This window comes from Schwartzia succinivorans DSM 10502 (genome assembly GCF_900129225.1).
Classification (GTDB): Bacteria; Bacillota; Negativicutes; order Selenomonadales; family Selenomonadaceae; genus Schwartzia; species Schwartzia succinivorans.
Genome location: NZ_FQUG01000004.1, coordinates 126,384 through 143,878 on the forward strand (window position 1 = coordinate 126,384; position 17,495 = coordinate 143,878).

General features: G+C 46.5%; 15 protein-coding genes. 3 read left to right on the forward strand and 12 right to left on the reverse strand.

The features are described 5' to 3' along the window. Positions 1-23: 23 nt before the first annotated feature. The 10 genes from ispG to rpsB form a co-directional block, all read right to left on the reverse strand. A complete protein-coding gene (gene ispG / locus BUA83_RS05455) occupies positions 24-1,091 on the reverse strand; it encodes a flavodoxin-dependent (E)-4-hydroxy-3-methylbut-2-enyl-diphosphate synthase (RefSeq protein WP_072935195.1) in 1,068 nt (355 codons plus the stop codon). Positions 1,092-1,106: 15 nt separating this feature from the next. After that, a complete protein-coding gene (rseP, locus tag BUA83_RS05460) occupies positions 1,107-2,144 on the reverse strand; it encodes an RIP metalloprotease RseP (RefSeq protein ID WP_072935196.1) in 1,038 nt (345 codons plus the stop codon). Positions 2,145-2,188: 44 nt separating this feature from the next. Further along, positions 2,189-3,340 carry a 1-deoxy-D-xylulose-5-phosphate reductoisomerase gene (locus BUA83_RS05465; protein WP_072935197.1) on the reverse strand — a complete coding sequence of 384 codons (1,152 nt, stop codon included), beginning with the start codon at positions 3,338-3,340 and terminating at the stop codon, positions 2,189-2,191. 4 nt (positions 3,341-3,344) lie between these two features. Further along, the gene (locus BUA83_RS05470) at positions 3,345-4,175 is read right to left on the reverse strand and encodes a phosphatidate cytidylyltransferase (protein WP_072935198.1); all 831 of its coding nucleotides are present in this window, start codon (positions 4,173-4,175) and stop codon (positions 3,345-3,347) included. Between the two features lie 13 nt (positions 4,176-4,188). Beyond that, positions 4,189-4,977 (reverse strand): isoprenyl transferase, encoded by a 789-nt coding sequence (locus tag BUA83_RS05475; RefSeq protein ID WP_072935199.1) that lies wholly within the window; start codon positions 4,975-4,977, stop codon positions 4,189-4,191. 58 nt (positions 4,978-5,035) lie between these two features. After that, positions 5,036-5,206 (reverse strand): DUF362 domain-containing protein, encoded by a 171-nt coding sequence (locus BUA83_RS05480; RefSeq protein WP_072935200.1) that lies wholly within the window; start codon positions 5,204-5,206, stop codon positions 5,036-5,038. 218 nt (positions 5,207-5,424) lie between these two features. Then, the gene (frr, locus tag BUA83_RS05490; RefSeq protein WP_072935202.1) at positions 5,425-5,982 is read right to left on the reverse strand and encodes a ribosome recycling factor; all 558 of its coding nucleotides are present in this window, start codon (positions 5,980-5,982) and stop codon (positions 5,425-5,427) included. Beyond that, positions 5,979-6,701 (reverse strand): UMP kinase, encoded by a 723-nt coding sequence (gene pyrH, locus BUA83_RS05495; RefSeq protein WP_072935203.1) that lies wholly within the window; start codon positions 6,699-6,701, stop codon positions 5,979-5,981. Before pyrH ends, frr begins: the two co-directional genes overlap by 4 nt. Positions 6,702-6,846: 145 nt before the next feature. After that, positions 6,847-7,719 carry a translation elongation factor Ts gene (gene tsf / locus BUA83_RS05500; RefSeq protein ID WP_072935204.1) on the reverse strand — a complete coding sequence of 291 codons (873 nt, stop codon included), beginning with the start codon at positions 7,717-7,719 and terminating at the stop codon, positions 6,847-6,849. Positions 7,720-7,808: 89 nt separating this feature from the next. Beyond that, positions 7,809-8,537: a 30S ribosomal protein S2 gene (gene rpsB / locus BUA83_RS05505; RefSeq protein ID WP_072935205.1), complete on the reverse strand. Its 729-nt coding sequence runs from the start codon at positions 8,535-8,537 to the stop codon at positions 7,809-7,811. 354 nt (positions 8,538-8,891) lie between these two features. Between rpsB and BUA83_RS05510 the strand changes: the two genes are divergently transcribed. Next, positions 8,892-12,407, forward strand: coding sequence for an ATP-binding protein (locus BUA83_RS05510; RefSeq protein WP_072935206.1), 3,516 nt, complete (start codon positions 8,892-8,894; stop codon positions 12,405-12,407). Between the two features lie 47 nt (positions 12,408-12,454). Here the strand turns inward: BUA83_RS05510 and BUA83_RS05515 are convergent, their stop codons facing one another. After that, the gene (locus BUA83_RS05515) at positions 12,455-13,240 is read right to left on the reverse strand and encodes a response regulator (RefSeq protein WP_072935207.1); all 786 of its coding nucleotides are present in this window, start codon (positions 13,238-13,240) and stop codon (positions 12,455-12,457) included. 226 nt (positions 13,241-13,466) lie between these two features. Here BUA83_RS05515 and BUA83_RS05520 point away from each other — a divergent pair, with 226 nt between their 5' ends. Continuing rightward, the gene (locus tag BUA83_RS05520; RefSeq protein WP_072935208.1) at positions 13,467-14,450 is read left to right on the forward strand and encodes a site-specific integrase; all 984 of its coding nucleotides are present in this window, start codon (positions 13,467-13,469) and stop codon (positions 14,448-14,450) included. Positions 14,451-14,538: 88 nt separating this feature from the next. Beyond that, positions 14,539-15,324, forward strand: a complete 786-nt coding sequence (locus BUA83_RS05525) for a tRNA 2-thiocytidine biosynthesis TtcA family protein (protein WP_072935209.1) — start codon at positions 14,539-14,541, stop codon at positions 15,322-15,324. 52 nt (positions 15,325-15,376) lie between these two features. Here the strand turns inward: BUA83_RS05525 and ftsH are convergent, their stop codons facing one another. After that, positions 15,377-17,362, reverse strand: coding sequence for an ATP-dependent zinc metalloprotease FtsH (gene ftsH / locus BUA83_RS05530; RefSeq protein ID WP_072935210.1), 1,986 nt, complete (start codon positions 17,360-17,362; stop codon positions 15,377-15,379). Positions 17,363-17,495: the final 133 nt, after the last annotated feature.

A 17,495-nucleotide genomic window follows, 5' to 3' on the forward strand; every position in this document is an offset into this window, starting at 1 on the left:
CCCATTAAATGATTTTTCGCGAATTACGCGTGTCTTTCTTCCAAAATCTTATCTATTTCCTTGAACAGCTCAGAAACCAAATCTTCCTCGCTGACCTTTCGCAAAATCTCACCCTTGCGGAATACCAGTCCTTCGCCTTTCCCGCCGGCAATTCCCACATCAGCTTCACGGGCTTCTCCCGGACCGTTGACTACACAACCCATAACAGCCACTGATATCGGCTCTGTTATTCCGTCAAGTCTCTTTTCTACCTCAGAGGCTATCGCAGGCAGATCGATGGCTGTCCTTCCGCAGGTCGGACAAGATATCAAAGTCGGCCCGTACTCCTTCATCCCAAGAGACTTCAATATCTCATTGGCAACCTTTACCTCAACCACAGGGTCACCGGTAAGAGAAATACGAATCGTATCACCGATTCCCTCTGCAAGCAGCGCTCCTATTCCAACCGCCGACTTAATCATTCCCGTATGCGGAGTTCCTGCTTCCGTTATTCCCAGGTGCAAAGGATAGTCTACAGTTTTGCTCATAAGGCGGTATGCTTCCAATGTTAAAGGAACATCATGGGCCTTCAGCGATATTTTCATATCATAAAAATTCTGAGCTTCCAGAATCCTTACGTGCTGCATGGCAGATTCCACTAAAGCCTCAGCCGTCACATGTCCATACTTCGCCAAAAGCTTTTTATCCAAAGAACCACCATTAACGCCAATACGGATAGGTATTCCTGCAGCCTTGGCTTCAGTAACAACCTTTCGTACATTTTCTTCCCCGCCGATATTTCCGGGATTAAGCCGCAGTGCCGCAATCCCCTGATGAATTGCCTCCAAGGCCAGCCGATAGTCAAAATGTATATCTGCCACCAGCGGCACAGGAGACTGCTTTATTATGTTACCGAGATTCTGTGCCGCGTCCATATCCGGCACAGCAAGACGTACAATATCACATCCGGCATCAGCCAAAGCGCGTATTTGTCGGACTGTTGACTCTGTATCCTGTGTCTTTGTATTTGTCATTGACTGCACAGAAACAGGCGCGCCGCCGCCAATCAAAACATCCCCTATATGAATCTGACGGGTCTTTTTTCTATCCATCCCAATAAATCTCCTTTACCCGGCAAAGAAAATACGAACAATATCGTTTTTCGTTGCGAAAAGCATCAACGCAATCAAAAGAGTAATGCCTACCATCTGTGTATAATGGAGTGCTTTATCGCCCAATGGCTTTCCTCTCAGAGCTTCAATTATAAGCGTCACGAAATGCCCACCGTCCAAGGCAGGAACAGGAAGAAGATTTATTATGCCGAGATTCAGGCTCAATACCGCCGCAAAGTGAAGCAGCGGAACAAAACCAATCTGCGCAACCTCACCCGTCATCTGCATAACGCCAATAGGTCCGGCCAACTCTGCAGCTGCTGAGCCGCTAAAAATTTTCACAAGACCGTTCAGCATTTCATAGATAATAACGCCGTTCTTATATACAGCGAGATAAACAGCCTCAAACAAGCCCGGCTGACGGATATCCGACGAACTCATGATTCCGACAACAGGACGGTTGTTCTGCTTATCGTATTCAGGCACCATTGTAGTCTGATATTCTTTTCCGTCACGAACGTAATCAACCGTCATGGACTTCTGCCCGTTGGCAAGAATCTCGCGGACAATATCACTCCACTCGTGAATCTCCACATCATTAATTCTGCGGATGGTATCGCCCTTCTTCAATCCCGACATTGCTGCCGGTTTGTCAGGAAGAATATCACCCAGCTCCGGACGTGTAGACGGTGTGCTCACACCAACCGAAAAGAAAATAACTGCGAAAATAAAAATAGGAAGAATCAGATTCATTCCAGGTCCTGCCAGAATTGTAAGCATTCGCTTCCATACAGGTTTTGCGCAGTAGCCTCTATCCCCTGCATCGTTATCCGCCGGATTCATTCCCGCAATATCATTAAATCCGCCTAAAGGGATGCAGCGAATCGAATACTCAGTTTCACCGTATTTTTTGCTCCAGATTCTTGGTCCAAACCCTATTGCGAACTCATCCACGCGCATTCCTGTCCACTTTGCGAGCGCAAAATGTCCCAACTCATGAAAAAGCACAAGAAAACCAAAAACCAGTATTGATGCGGCTATTGTATATACCATACCTTTTCCCTTTCAAAATATAACCCGAACTGAGCCAAGAGATTTTATTTCCCGGCAATACGTGCCTTAACAAATTCCCTTGCCCATTCATCCTCTTCGCAAAGCAATTCATACGTAGGTGCATATTTGACCTCACGTTTATTCATTGCCTGCTCAATCAATTCATAAATATCAAGGAATCCGATTTTTCCCTGCAGAAAAGCAGCAACGGCTTCCTCATTTGCGCCGTTGAGAATACACGGCATAGTTCCTCCGGTCATACCTGCTTCATACGCCAGCTTCAGCCCGCGGAAAGTATCTGTATCCGGCTGTTCAAAGGTAAGACTGCTGATTTCGCTGAAATCAAGCCGAGGAAACGCAGACGTAAGACGATTCGGATACGTCAGCGCATACTGAATAGGAAGGCGCATATCCGGCATACCCAGCTGCGCCATAACAGCACCGTCATGGAAAGCAACCATCGAATGAACAATACTCTGCGGATGCACCACAACATCTATTTTCTCATAGGGCATATTGTACAGCCAATGCGCCTCAATAACTTCAAGGCCCTTATTAACAAGCGTAGCTGAGTCCACGGTTATCTTTTTTCCCATAGACCAGGTAGGATGGCTGAGGCAGTCTTTTATCGAAACATTTTTCAGCTCTTCCTGCTTTTTACCGCGGAACGGACCTCCTGATGCTGTCAGAATAAGCTTTTCGACAGTATCCCGTTTTTCTCCTACAAGGCACTGAAACAACGCACAATGCTCGCTGTCTACGGGAAGGATTGATACTCCCTTCTCTTCGGCGCGGCGCATAACAAGCTCTCCTGCGACTACCAGTGTCTCCTTATTCGCAAGAGCAATATTCTTTCCGGCATCAAGCGCGGCCAGTGTCGGTGCAAGACCTGCGAATCCCATAAGAGATGTCACTACAGTATCAACATCGGGATAAACAGCTCCATCAATAAGGCCCTGCTTACCGTCTAAAATTTTTGTCTTGCCAGTATACCGTGAACGCAGACGCGCCGCAGCCGCAGAATCAAAAAGAACCGCCGCTTCAGGCGAAAACTCTTCAATCTGCTTTTCAAGCATCTCATCGGAAGAATTTGCCGCAATTACAGACACATGAAATTCATCAGGATTCCTTCGAACTACGTCAAGAGTCTGTGTTCCAATCGAACCCGTAGAACCTAAAATCGCAATATTTTTCATCAAATCACCTGTTAAGGAAAGTAAATACCTGAACAAAATAATAAACAAACGGGACTACAAACAGCACACTGTCAAAACGATCCCATACGCCGCCATGTCCCGGAATGATATTTCCGGAATCCTTGATACCCGTATACCGCTTCATTGCAGACTCAACAAGGTCTCCCACTGTTGCCACCAAAGCAATAAAGAAACCAAGAACTGCCATATATACAATCGGCAGCGAAAGCGCATATCCCAAAGCCGCAACAGATGCCATTGTTCCAACCACGCCGCCGATAAGTCCCTCAACGGTTTTCTTCGGACTGATTGCCTCACACAGCTTTACATGCCCCATAGTACAGCCGGCAAAGTACGCAAAGGAATCGCTTGCCCAAGTTCCGATCAGGGCAATCCAAAGCCATGCACAGCCTGCATCCATATTGCCAACCGGGGTACTCATCATTTCTCCTGTATCAAAGAATCGCAAAAGAATCAGATGCGAAAACGAAAAACCCAAATAAACAATTCCCGCAACACTGTAGCATGCCTGCTCTACAGAGAAGGAACGATGAAAAAAAACAGCCTGCAGCAGAGTCCAAAGTATCCAAAAGGTAGAAAGAGCCATGAACTCATCTGCATTTCCCTTCCACGCGCACGCCCAAAAGCTCAGCATGGCGAGCATTCCGCTGAAGTAAGCAAGCGGCTTTCCAAAGGAAGAAAAAGCCTTAGCATACTCATGCCATCCGATGAGCATGAGCAAAAGAACTGCCGCACTGTAAACGACTCCGCCTGTCTGTATGATAAAAGCGGCTAAAGCAATGCCGACAATTCCCGTAACAACTCTGATAGCCAAAATAATACCCCTTTTATTTCTTAGTTAATCCGCCGAATCTGCGGTCACGATTTCCAAACTCACGAAGCGCCTTCACAAAGCATGCCGGTGTAAAATCAGGCCAGTTTACATCAGTGAAATAAAACTCCGCATAAGCAGTCTGCCACAGGAGAAAATTACTTAACCTCTGATCTCCGCTTGTGCGGATAACATAATCCACAGGCGGAAGCCCTGCCGTATCAAGCTCACCTTCAAGACAAGCCTCATCAATGTCTTCAGGCTTCAAATCCCCTGACAGAACTCTCCCGGAAACAGCCCTCACTGCACGAATAAGCTCGTCATGCCCACCGTAATTCATTGCAACATTAAAATGAACTCCGGTATTATCCGCAGTCTGTGCCTCTGCTTCTCGGGCCTGTTTTCTCAGGGCAGGTGAAAGCTCATCAATGCGTCCAAGAAAACGCAGCTTCACATTGTCCTCATCCATCTCGTCGATTTCCTTGGCAAGATAATCCGAGAACAGATTCATGAGAAAATCCACCTCAGCGTGAGGCCGTTTCCAGTTCTCCGTGGAAAACGCATACACCGTAAGCGCCGGAAGCTCAAGGTCAATAGCAACCTTAAGAACCTGCTTTAGCGTATCCACCCCCGCTGTATGCCCTGCTGTCCTTATGAGGCCTTTTCCTTCCGCCCATCTGCCGTTTCCGTCCATTATTATTGCAGTATGACGCGGAAGTCTTGACCTATCTATATCATTATAAAGTGGGCTCTGCGCCGCATTTTCCCCTGTCGGCGCCTTTGACCCAAATAACTTATCCCACATAAAGAATAACTCCTACAAAAAAATAAGCCCCTCCAAAACCCAAGAGGGGCCCTCTCCATCACGGAGCGCTGATTGCAGATACCGGACATCCGGCAGCGCAAGCACCGCATTCAACGCACTTATCCGGATCGATCACATAATGTGAATCGCCTTCTACAGGAGCACCTACAGGACATACTGCAGCGCAGGAACCGCACGAAATGCAGTCATCGTTGATTTTGTATGCCATCGTCAAACACCTCCTTTCGTTGTTTTGCAGCTGCTAAAATATGAATCAGCCCATCCTCGGGCACAGCTATCTGTCGCACAACATATAGGTGTGTTTCATCAACGGGAAACTTATGGTGTGTCGGTTCTGTTCTATCGACAACATAGGGTATACCGGATGCTTTAAGCAAAGCCTCCGCTTCCTCCAACAGTCTCCCAAGTACATCAATCTCTTGCATCTCAGACTTCCATAATTTCTTTTTCTTTTGCTGCCTTGGATGCATCAACAAGCTTCACGTATTTATCGACAAGCTTCTGGATATCATCCTGTCCCTTTTTGGACTGGTCCTCTGTAATCTCTTTGGCCTTTTCAAGCTTTTTGATGGCATCATTTGCATCACGACGAAGATTACGCAGAGCAACCTTGGCATCCTCAGCTTTCTTATTAACGCTTTTCTTAAGCTCCTCACGGCGTTCCTGCGTAAGCTGCGGAATCGTAAGGCGGATAGCCGTTCCATCGGAATTCGGAGTAAGTCCGAGATCAGATTTCATCAAAGCCTTTTCGATTTCATGAAGCATCGGCTTTTCCCACGGCTGAATCAAAATCATGCGCGGCTCAGGAACAGCAACCTTCGCAACCTGATTAACAGGTGTCGGCGTTCCATAATAATCGACCATTACCTTATCAAGCAGAGACGGCGTTGCACGACCTGCACGAAGAGAAGCAAATTCACGTTTCAAAGCCTCAATAGATTTCTTCATCCGCTCTTCATGCTCATTCATAATGTCCTGAATCATTTTTGGTTTCCTCCCACCGTTGTGCCAATATTTTCACCCATTGCGGCCTTTACAATATTCTCATGATTATCAATATTGAATACAACAATAGGTATTTTGTTATCCATGCAAAGGCTTGTCGCAGTAGAATCCATTACCTGCAGACCGCGCTGCAGAACCTCGATGTAGTCAAGCTCATCGAACTTCTTCGCATCAGGATTCTTATTCGGGTCAGAATCATATACACCATCGGTATTCTTCTTACCCATAAGAATTACCTCTGCCTCGATTTCAGCAGCCCTCAATGCTGCCGTAGTATCCGTAGAGAAATACGGATTGCCCGTGCCGGCTGCAAAGATTACGACACGTCCCTTTTCCATATGACGGATAGCCTTACGGCGGATGTACGGCTCTGCGACCTGGCGCATATCAATGGCGCTCTGTACGCGGGAATCAACATCTGCCTTCTCCAGCGCATCCTGGAGAGCCAACGCATTCATAACCGTTGCAAGCATTCCCATATAATCTGCCGTGGCACGATCCATTCCTTTTGCGCTTCCGGCAAGACCGCGCCAGATATTGCCGCCGCCGACAACAACAGCACAATCTATTCCGGCCTTTCGAATCTCACGAATCTGAAGAGCAATATCCTCTACGACAGACGGATTTATTCCAAATCCCTGATCTCCTGCCAGCGATTCACCGGACAGCTTTAAAATAACACGCTTATATTTTGCCAAAAGTCAGACCTCCATTTTCTGAATCCATACCTTTTATTAGTATAGCACCTCTCAAACCTTGCCTGCAATGAGTTTTTATTATCATTTCCGCAAAAAAAAGAGAGAACACAGTACGTGTCCCCTCTCTTAAATATCAAATTGGAAATTACTGCTTAATCTGAGACATAACCTCAGCAGCGAAATCTTCCTGTTTCTTCTCGATACCTTCACCAAGCATGAAGCGAGCGAAGCCCTTAACCTCTACATCACCGAGAACCTGCTTAATTGTCTGTTCCGGGTCCTTAACGAAGGACTGCTCAACAAGACAGACTTCCTTGTAATATTTGTTGATACGGCCATCGACCATCTTCTCAACGATTTTCTCCGGTTTGCCTTCCTCAAGAGCCTGAGCCTTGAGAACCTCACGCTCATGTGCAAGAGCAGCCGGATCAACACCTGCGCGGTCAACGCAGGACGGATTTGCTGCAGCAATCTGCATTGCAACATCCTTGCCAAGCTGAGCCTCGCCACCGGTAAGCTCAACGAGAACGCCAATCTTGCCGCCCATGTGGATATAGCTTGCAACGCGGCCTGCAGTCTCATAACGTGCAAAACGACGGATAGAAATCTTCTCACCGATTGTAGCAATCTGCTCAGTGATGAAATCAGAAACCTTCTTACCGTCCATAACACTGTCGTTCAGCGCATCAACATCAGCCGGGTTCGTATCAGCGATGTGTTTTGCAATCTTATCAACCATTGCATGGAAATTGTCCGTATTTGCAACAAAGTCTGTTTCGCAGTTAACCTCAACAACGGAGCCAACTTTTGCATCATCGGAAACATAAGCGCCTACAACACCCTCAGCAGCAACGCGGTCTGCTTTTTTGCCGGCCTTAGCAATTCCCTTTTCACGCAGATAATCAATAGCCTTTGCCTGATCTCCGTCAGTCTCTGCAAGAGCTTTCTTGCAGTCCATCATGCCTGCGCCCGTTTTCTCGCGCAGCTCTTTAACCATAGCAGCCGTAATCTGTGCCATATGAATAAATCCCCTTTTCTCAAAAATAAAGGGTAAGGGATAAACTCCCTTACCCCTCTTTAAACTGTACTTATTAAGTGAGTAAACGATTATTCTGCAGCTTTTTCTGCTTCAGCCTCAGTCGTCTCTTCGCCCTGACCCTGGCGGCCTTCAAGAACAGCATCAGCCATACGGCCCGTCAGCAGGCGGACAGCACGGATTGCGTCATCATTGCCCGGGATAACATAATCAATCTCGTCCGGATCGCAGTTCGTGTCAACGATAGCAACGATAGGAATGTTGAGCTTGCGTGCCTCAGCAACAGCAATACGCTCCTTGCGCGGGTCAACGATGAAAAGAGCACCCGGAAGTTTGTTCATATCTTTGATACCGCCGAGGAACTTCTCCAGCTTCTCCATCTCATGACGGAGACCCTGAACCTCTTTCTTCGTCAGAACCTCAAACGTTCCGTCTTCTTCCATCTTCTCGAGATCCTTAAGGCGTTTGATACGCTTCTGGATTGTCTGGAAGTTCGTCAGCATGCCGCCGAGCCAACGCTCGTTGACAAAGAACTGACCAGCCTTGATAGCTTCTTCTTTGACAGCTTCCTGAGCCTGCTTCTTCGTTCCTACGAAAAGGATAGATTTGCCGGACTCAGCAACGCTGCGTACGAAATTGTACGCCTCATCAACCTTGCGAACTGTCTTCTGCAGGTCGATAATGTAGATACCGTTGCGCTCCGTGAAGATGTACTTTGCCATCTTCGGGTTCCAACGTCTCGTCTGATGACCGAAATGGACACCAGCCTCCAATAACTGTTTCATGGAAATCATAGCCATGATTGGTGCACCTCCTGTTTTTTTCCTCCGCACCCCTCATCGTCTGATCAACTCTGCGAAACCGCAAAGCACAGCACAGACCTCAGAACGCGTGTGATTTATAACACCGCGAAATATTTTATCACACTTTTTACAATAAAACAAGCCCGAAGCATGCATGCTGCAAACATTTTTTACCCTTTTCCATTCTTTCATCAGGACTTAATATTTCTGTTTATTTAATGAAGCTTTTAAGAATTACACAACCATTTACATGCAGGAATTTAAATTGCCCTGTCGAATTATGTAAAACAGACTATACTGCATTACTTATCTAAGCCCGGTCGTGAATAAAGCTGAATGGAAGTGATTTTCGTGCGTAAAATTTTATTCATTTTATCCACTGTTCTTTTGATTCTGCTTACAGCAGCGCAGCCGATATCCGCCGAAAAAAATTCCTCCCGGATACGTGTCGGATATTACGAAAACGGTGCCTTTCAAACAGGCGCAAATCCCGGTGACATACGGCGCGGTTATGCCTATGAATACTATAGGAAAATTTCAGAATATACGGGCTGGCGTTATGAATACGTATACGGAACCTTTACCGATTTATATAAAATGCTTTTAGACGGTCAGATTGACCTGCTGGCCGGGCTTGCAAAGACTGATAAAAGAATTGGTCTTATAGGTTACCCTGATTTCCCTATGGGCAACGAGACATATAACCTCATAAAGCACAATGGCGACGAAAGAATCACAAGTGCCTATGAAACGCTGAACGAAAAACGTATCGGCGTATTGGACAGTGCCATCGTACAGGTGCTGAAAAAATTTTTAAACGACCATAACATCAATGCGAATCTTGTAGTATTCAATGATTATTCAAGCATGCTCACCGCCTTTGAAAAAAACAATGTGGATGCAATGGTTGCTGAAAGCGATGGAAGCCGCGAACGACACGATACAGAGCTTCTGTATGCCTTCGGTACTTCAGACTATTACCTTTGTGTGAGCCATTCCCGCCCTGACCTGCTGGAAGATTTGAATAAAGCACAAGTGCAGCTCATGGTCGAGGAACCACATTTTATCAATTCCCTCAAAATAAAATATGATGTCGTTAACCGTAACCTTTCAGAGAAAGAAAAAAACTGGCTTGCAGAGCATGATACCCTGCGTATAGGTTATCTCAACAATTATCTTCCATACAGCGATACGACCGGCAAAGGAAAGGTTACGGGACTTATAAAGGACCTCATTCCTCAGATTCTCGGGCAGCTGGAGATTTCCGGTCTCAAGGTGACCTATAGCGGCTACGACAGCTACGACGATATGCTCATGGATTTAGGCGACGACTATATAGACGTAGCTTTTCCTGTCGGTGGAGGCCTGTTTTTTACGGAGGAAAGAGGTATTTTCCAATCAAATCCTGTTCTCCCAATAAACCCCAACCTTGTTTTTGCTGATGAAAATGCCAGCCAAAACCCCAAGAGCTTCTCGGCAAACAAGAACAATCTCATGCAATATTATTTCATAAAGACAAACTACCCCGACGCAGAAATCTACTTTTACTCCTCAATTGACGAATGTCTGAAGGCAGTCGTAGACGGAACCGTAGACTGTACCACAGTAAACGGAATAAGAGTAAATGACCTCCTCAAAAACCGCCAGTTCCGCGGGCTTTCCATAAAACCGCTAAGTGCTCTGGACTCCCGCTGCTTCGGTGTAACAATCGGCAACGAAGGACTGCTGAAGCTCCTTAACCGGGGAGTGAATGTAATAGGACGAGACCAGATAGAACCCCTCGCCTACAAATACCTTGAGGGACTATATAAACGCAGCATGTACGATATGCTCATGGATAACATGTGGCTTGCCGGACTGGCTTTGGCAGCAATATCACTGCTGATAATAGCATTTTTCGCACGTGAATCCCGAAATGCAAAACAGCGCATAAAAGAAAAAGAAGAAGCCGGGAAGATCCTTGAAGCCAAGAACAGAGAACTTGACGAAAACAAGCAGGCACTTATAGCCTCCAACAAAAAACTCGCTGAGGCCGCCCAGAAGGAACAGGCGGCAAATGTTGCAAAATCCCAGTTTCTTTCTAACATGTCTCATGAAATCAGGACACCTATCAACGCGATAATGGGCATGAATGAAATGATCTGCCGCGAAGCCGGTGCTCCCAACATCCGTGAATATGCGGAAAACATACGCACGGCCAGCTCCAGCCTTCTCGGCATTATCAACGACATCCTTGATTTTTCAAAAATTGAGGCAGGAAAAATAGAAATTATTCCTGTGGAATATGAAATCAGCTCTCTGCTGAACGACCTTGTAAACATGGTAAAGACACGCGCCGACAAAAAAGGACTCGCCCTCCATGTTAAGGCCTCCTCTGAGCTTCCGACACTGCTTTACGGCGACGAAATACGCCTTAAACAGGTTATAACCAACATACTGACAAACGCAGTAAAATACACGGAGGAAGGTTCAGTTACCCTCAGTATTTCCTCCGAAAAAACAGACGATAAAACTATAAGACTGAAGGTATCTGTTGAAGACACAGGAATCGGCATCAAGCCCGAAGACCTCAAAAAGCTTTACAATCCTTTCGAGCGTATTGAAGAAAAACGCAACCGCACAATTGAGGGCACAGGGCTTGGCATGAACATCACCAAACGCCTGCTTGAGCTTATGGATAGCCATCTTGAGGTCGAAAGTGTTTACGGCAAAGGCTCCAAATTTTCCTTTACTGTGACGCAGCCGGTAATAGACTGGACTCCTATAGGAGATTTTGAAAATGCGTTCCGCCGTGCTGTCGCCAGACAAAAAGTCTACAAAGAACGCTTTACCGCACCAAATGCAAAAGTGCTGGTCGTAGACGATACGGCAATGAATATCACAGTAATAAAGGGACTTCTTAAAACAACTCAGGTACAGCTGTCTGACGCCAACAGCGGTCGCGAAGCATTGGCTCTGACTGATGCCACACAATTCGACATCATATTCCTCGACCACCGTATGCCGGATATGGACGGGGTAGAAACTCTCGAAGCAATACGTGCCCAGACAAACGGGAAAAACAAAGAAACTCCCGTAATCTGTCTGACTGCCAACGCAATCTCAGGCGCAAGAGAATGGTATCTCGCACGCGGCTTCAACGACTATATCACAAAACCTGTAGACAGCGACCACCTCGAAGCCATGCTTATAAAATACCTGCCCGAGGAGCTTGTTTCTCTTTCGGAGGATAATGAAGCAGCGGAAAACAATGTCAAAAACAAAAACTATACAGGAAATGAAACCTTGGAGCAAATACGTTATTCAGACATTCCACTGGACATTGACGCAGGCATACAGCATTGCGGCTCGGCAGAGGACTATATGTCAGTACTTCGTATATTCCTGGAATCCGCCGAAGAAAAAGCTGATGAAATCCAACAGCTTTTTGAAGCGCAGGACTGGAAAAACTACACCACGAAGGTACACGCCCTCAAAAGCTCAGCACGTATCATAGGCGCAGCAGAGCTTTCAGAACAGGCAATGCATTTGGAGGACGCAGGCAACAGGCTTCAAATCGAAGAAATCACACAAAAAACACCTGCATTGCTGGAACTCTACAGAAGCTGCAGTAAACTCCTGCCAATGCTCGAAACAGCAGACAATAACGATGCAGATTTGCCGGAAATCGACCGTGAATCTCTGACCGAAGCCTATGAAGCGATAAAAGAGCTCGCTTCCTCCTTTGATTACAACAGTATCAAAATGATTCTGGCAGAGCTGGAAAAGACACGCGTGCCCGCTGAATTAGCTGAACGGCACAACCGGCTTGTTAACGCCGCCAAAAAACCTGACTGGGATGCATTGAAAAAAATCTTTGAAGAATAATCAAAAAAGAGTTGTGACAAACGCTTTCGCATCTGTCACAACTCTTTTTATTCACTCTGCATCTCCTGCAGCTGCTCATATTTCTTTTTCTCGAAGAAATCCGCAATGGACTTTAACAGAGCCGCCTTTTCCGTAGATTTCAGGAGATATCCGTCCGGCTTCAGTTCAAGAACCTTCATGACACTTTCCCTGTCTCCCTTTCCTGTTAAAAAGATGACAGGAATCGAATCTACATTTGTCTCATTTCGAATCATTTCCAATACCTGAGGGCCGCTTGTCACCGGCATCTCATAATCCAGCAGGATGAGATCAGGTTTATTCTCAGCAAGGTACATCAACGCCTGTGCGCCGGAATTTACGATAGTTACGCGATAGGTAACGGACAGCCATTCATTGATTGTTTTCAGGAAGACATTATCATCATCCACAAGCAAAATACTTTTCCTTCGTGAGCTTTCATCATTGACACGTACCAGACGGTCAAGTCCGTCAATCAGTTTATTAACATCAAACGGACGCTCAAACCTGGCCGCAGTAAGTCTCGCAGGAATTGTCGCACTCACCGTTGCAAGCTCGTCAGGATTGCCTATAAGAACAAGAAGCTTGTCCTCCGCAACACAGAGATCCTTCAGATAAACAAGGAGCTCAGCAGCATCAGACACGAAGCTGCCCAAGTAAAAAATCAACACATCTGCCTCTTTGCGTTTTGCGCTCACCGAGGCTACCGTAGCATCTGCAGGCAAAACCTCATAGCCTGCCTCCTCCAGATTTTTTTGCACCGCATTAACCAAAAACGGGGAACCATTTCGTATCAATATAGCTTTCTTTTCCATAACCGGCCCCTTCCTGCCACGGCAATACATTCTCTACCCGTAGTCTATTACCTTAATTTTACCAAATTTTTTGTCAAATTCAACACAAAAGTGTCCACACAATTTACCCCTAGGGCTTTATTTTACAGCATTTCCATCAGTTTTCTATTAACCCCTTTTCATCTTGCGCTTCCACCGTGATAGCGATATGATTACATTGATATATTCAAAGGGGAAGTGAACAAATTTGAACGATTCCTTTGTCCTCACCAACAATGAAAATATTGAAGAAAATGACGGACTTTCCTTAAAAAGCAAACGCCGCCTCAGAAACGCAAAGGCGGCAAATACAATAAAAGCATATAACTCCGACTGGCGTGATTTCGTTGACTGGTGTGCCTACAATAAAGTCGAGGCTCTGCCAGCACTTCCTGAAACCATCGTCAACTATGTAAACGATTTGGCAGACAACGCAAAAGCCAACACCGTTGCGCGACGTATCACAGCGATTTCCGAGAACCATATCGCCGCTGGCTACTCCCGTGAAAACAACCCGGCGAAAAGTGCGCTCGTCCGCGCCGCGATAGCCTCAATACGTCGCGAGAAGGGAACCTTTCAGCACGGAAAAGCTCCTATACTTCTTGAAACAATACACCTTCTTGCAGGCTGCTTTGAAAACATTGACGACCTTGCCCGGCTTCGTGACCGTGCACTCCTTTTCCTCGGATTCGCAGGCGCGTTCCGACGTTCGGAGCTGGTAAACGTACAGATTGAAGATCTTACCTTCACTCCCCAGGGACTCATTGTTTTCATCCCCCGTGCAAAGGGGGACCAGCTGGGAAAAGGAAGTACCATAGCTATCCCCTATGCCCCCGACAAAAGCATATGCGCGGTCCGTGCTGTACAGGAATGGATTCAGTCCGCAGGACTTAAGGAAGGCCCCCTGTTCCGTCCCTTCAAAAAAAACCACGAGCTTCGTGATATACAGATGTCCGACAAATCCGTGGCGTTGATTGTAAAAAAATACATTGCTGCCGCAGGACTCAACCCAAAAGATTTTGCGGGGCACAGCCTGCGCCGTGGATTCGCTACCAGCGCCGCACAGCATGATGTAGACGCCCTCTCCATCATGCGTCAGACACGTCATAAATCCGAAAAAATGGTTCACCGCTATATAGAACAGGGAAATATATTCAAAGAAAACCCTCTGAACCGCATGTTCGACAAATAAAATCAGCCCAATGGGATTCAAAAAATCACATTGGGCTGTACTTAACTCTTTTATAATATAACCATTCTTGTTTAGGAAGTGTTTTTATATGAAATTTGAGCTGCCGCAGATTTATTTCAGCAAAATCATGCGTGCTATTGTAGAGTTTGACCTTATTCAGGATAACGACCGTATTCTTATAGGGCTTTCCGGTGGCAAGGACAGTCTTCTTCTGACGTATGCTATGGCTATGATGCGTGAGCGTCTGAAGAAGAAATTTTCTCTTGGGGTGCTCACTATCAATCCCATGTTCAGCGATGATTTCGATACTGCCCGTCTCTCCGATTTCTGCCGTTCATTGGATATTCCTTTTGAGTCATTTGATGTAGATATCAATGATATCATCAAAAAACATCCTGAAAAAAGTCCATGCTTCAGCTGTGCTTTTTTCCGCCGGGGCTCTATCAACCGCTATGCGCTGGAGCACAATTTCAACAAGATTGCATACGCCCACCATCATGATGATGCCGTGGAAACGCTTCTTATGGGACTCTTTTACTCTGGGCAGATTCAGACCTTCACTCCCAAAACTTACTTGGACCGCACGGGACTTACTGTGATACGTCCTCTCATATATCTTCGTGAATACGAAACACGCGAGGCCGTCAAATACCACAAGGTTCAGCCTGTGCCGTCACCTTGCCCACATGACGGAAAAACCACACGTCAGACGATTAAAGAGCTGATTGCTTCTCTCAGCAAGGATAATCCTGCCCTGTACGACCATCTGGCTTCTGCTATGCGAAAGAACAATGTTGGAGAGCTTTGGCCTGCTTCAAAGACGCGCAAGGAAATGGCGGATGTCTATAAAAGCTATATGTACCCTGATTCATGACATAAAAAATGCGATGCCGATTATACGACATCGCATTTTTTGTTATCGTCGGTCAGACGTTATGTTTTGTAATGTTCAGGTTCAGTTCAGGCTCCTGAGCTGTTGGCACTGATTCTGTCTTTTGCTCCGTTACATTTTGCGAAGCAGGCTCATCAACAGGTATCGGTGTCAAAGGCGGTTCGTTTCCGTTTTTATCATCCGGCTTTTCTTCCTTGACCTCTGCATCATCAGAAATCTTTCCTTTTGTCATGAGCTGCTCAAGCTCGGAGGCATCAAGAGTTTCTCTTTCGATGAGTGCCTGAGCTATCAGATGGAGCTGTTCAATGTGTTCATTAAGAATGCTGCGGCACTCTTCATAAGCACTTTCTATGTATTTACGTACTTCCTTATCAATCTCACAGGCAACCTCTTCGGAGTAATTGCGCTGATTGTTGATATCTCTGCCAAGGAATACCTGATGGTTTGCTCCCTCGCCAAATGAAATCGGTCCGAGAACGTCACTCATTCCGTACTGTGTAATCATCTTGCGGACAATCTGTGATGCGCGCTGGATATCACTCTGTGCTCCGGTGCTGATTTCCTTCAGAATGATTTCTTCTGAAACACGTCCTGCCAGCAGCGTTTTGAGTTCATCCATCAGCTCGCTGCGGGTTTCATAGGAACGGTCTTCCTTCGGGAGCATGAGCGTATATCCGCCTGCACGTCCACGCGGAATGATGGTGACCTTGTGAACAGGGTCTGCGTTCGGAAGAAGCATTCCAACGAGCGTATGTCCTGCTTCATGATATGCGGTAAGGCGTTTTTCCTTATCGTTCATGATATGAGACTTGCGCTCAGGCCCTGCCATAACGCGCTCGATGGATTCCTCCATAGCATGCATGGCAATCGTCTTTTTATCGTGACGTGCCGAGAGCAGCGCCGCTTCGTTGACAAGATTGCTGAGGTCTGCACCTGTAAAGCCCGGTGTACGGCGTGCAAGGATTTCCAAATCCACGTCTTTATCAATAGGTTTCCCTTTTGTATGTACCTTAAGGATTGCCTGACGTCCACGGAAATCCGGTTTGTCAACGACAATCTGACGGTCAAAACGTCCCGGACGAAGCAGTGCCGGGTCAAGGATATCAGGACGGTTAGTTGCGGCGATGATGATTATTCCTTCATTCGCGGCAAAGCCATCCATCTCGACAAGCAGCTGGTTGAGTGTCTGCTCACGTTCATCATGACCGCCTCCGACGCCTGCGCCTCTCTGACGTCCTACAGCATCAATCTCATCAATAAATACGATACACGGAGCATTGCGCTTGGCCTGCTCGAAAAGGTCGCGGACACGGGAAGCACCAACACCGACAAACATCTCTACAAAGTCAGAACCACTGATAGAGAAGAACGGTACTCCTGCCTCACCTGCTACAGCACGTGCCAGGAGTGTCTTGCCTGTACCCGGAGGCCCGAAAAGCAGCACGCCTTTAGGAATACGTGCTCCCAAATCGTTAAATTTCTTCGGCTGCTTGAGAAATTCAACTACTTCCTCAAGCTCCTGCTTCGCTTCATCAGCACCTGCAACATCACCGAAGTTGACCTTTACCTTGTCTGCTCCGCTCATTCTTGCGCGGCTCTTGCCAAAGGACATCACTCGTCCTCCGCCGCCCTGCGTCTGCTGCATGATAAAGAAGAGTACGCCGACCAGTACCAGCACAGGAAGCATGGAGGAAAGCATAGTCGCCCACCATGGCGGTTCAGGCGGATTCTTCGCGCGGATATCCACATGCTTTTCATTGAGCTGCTGCACCAGCGTTACATCAATATTCGGTACGTTCGGTGTTATTGTCATGAAGTCCGTACCATCAGACATAACGCCTTCTATAACGTTGTTCGTGATTGTAACCTTCGCTACATTCCCCTGATTGACCTGCTGCATAAATGCCGTATAGCCAATCTCCTGCTTTGTTGTGGTCTGTGCCTGAAAGTAGTTGATAATCATCACAGCGACACATACAACCATAACGTAAAACAATACATTACGTATAAAACGGTTCAAACGAGTTTCCTCCTTACGCCGAAATGCATTTTCATAGTCGATATTAGTATAATGCTAGAAATAATATTTGGCTACTATAAAATACGTCAATGCTTCGACAAAATGAAATATTTATCCGATACTAACAGGTGCT

What these genes read in the sequence shown, in the direction of transcription:
- ispG (WP_072935195.1), bottom strand. Translation starts at nt 1,091, where the DNA reads ATGGATAGAAAAAAGACCCGTCAGATTCATATAGGGGATGTTTTGATT.
- rseP (WP_072935196.1), bottom strand. Translation starts at nt 2,144, where the DNA reads ATGGTATATACAATAGCCGCATCAATACTGGTTTTTGGTTTTCTTGTG.
- BUA83_RS05465 (WP_072935197.1), bottom strand. Translation starts at nt 3,340, where the DNA reads ATGAAAAATATTGCGATTTTAGGTTCTACGGGTTCGATTGGAACACAG.
- BUA83_RS05475 (WP_072935199.1), bottom strand. Translation starts at nt 4,977, where the DNA reads ATGTGGGATAAGTTATTTGGGTCAAAGGCGCCGACAGGGGAAAATGCG.
- BUA83_RS05480 (WP_072935200.1), bottom strand. Translation starts at nt 5,206, where the DNA reads ATGGCATACAAAATCAACGATGACTGCATTTCGTGCGGTTCCTGCGCT.
- frr (WP_072935202.1), bottom strand. Translation starts at nt 5,982, where the DNA reads ATGATTCAGGACATTATGAATGAGCATGAAGAGCGGATGAAGAAATCT.
- tsf (WP_072935204.1), bottom strand. Translation starts at nt 7,719, where the DNA reads ATGGCACAGATTACGGCTGCTATGGTTAAAGAGCTGCGCGAGAAAACG.
- rpsB (WP_072935205.1), bottom strand. Translation starts at nt 8,537, where the DNA reads ATGGCTATGATTTCCATGAAACAGTTATTGGAGGCTGGTGTCCATTTC.
- BUA83_RS05515 (WP_072935207.1), bottom strand. Translation starts at nt 13,240, where the DNA reads ATGGAAAAGAAAGCTATATTGATACGAAATGGTTCCCCGTTTTTGGTT.
- BUA83_RS05525 (WP_072935209.1), top strand. Translation starts at nt 14,539, where the DNA reads ATGAAATTTGAGCTGCCGCAGATTTATTTCAGCAAAATCATGCGTGCT.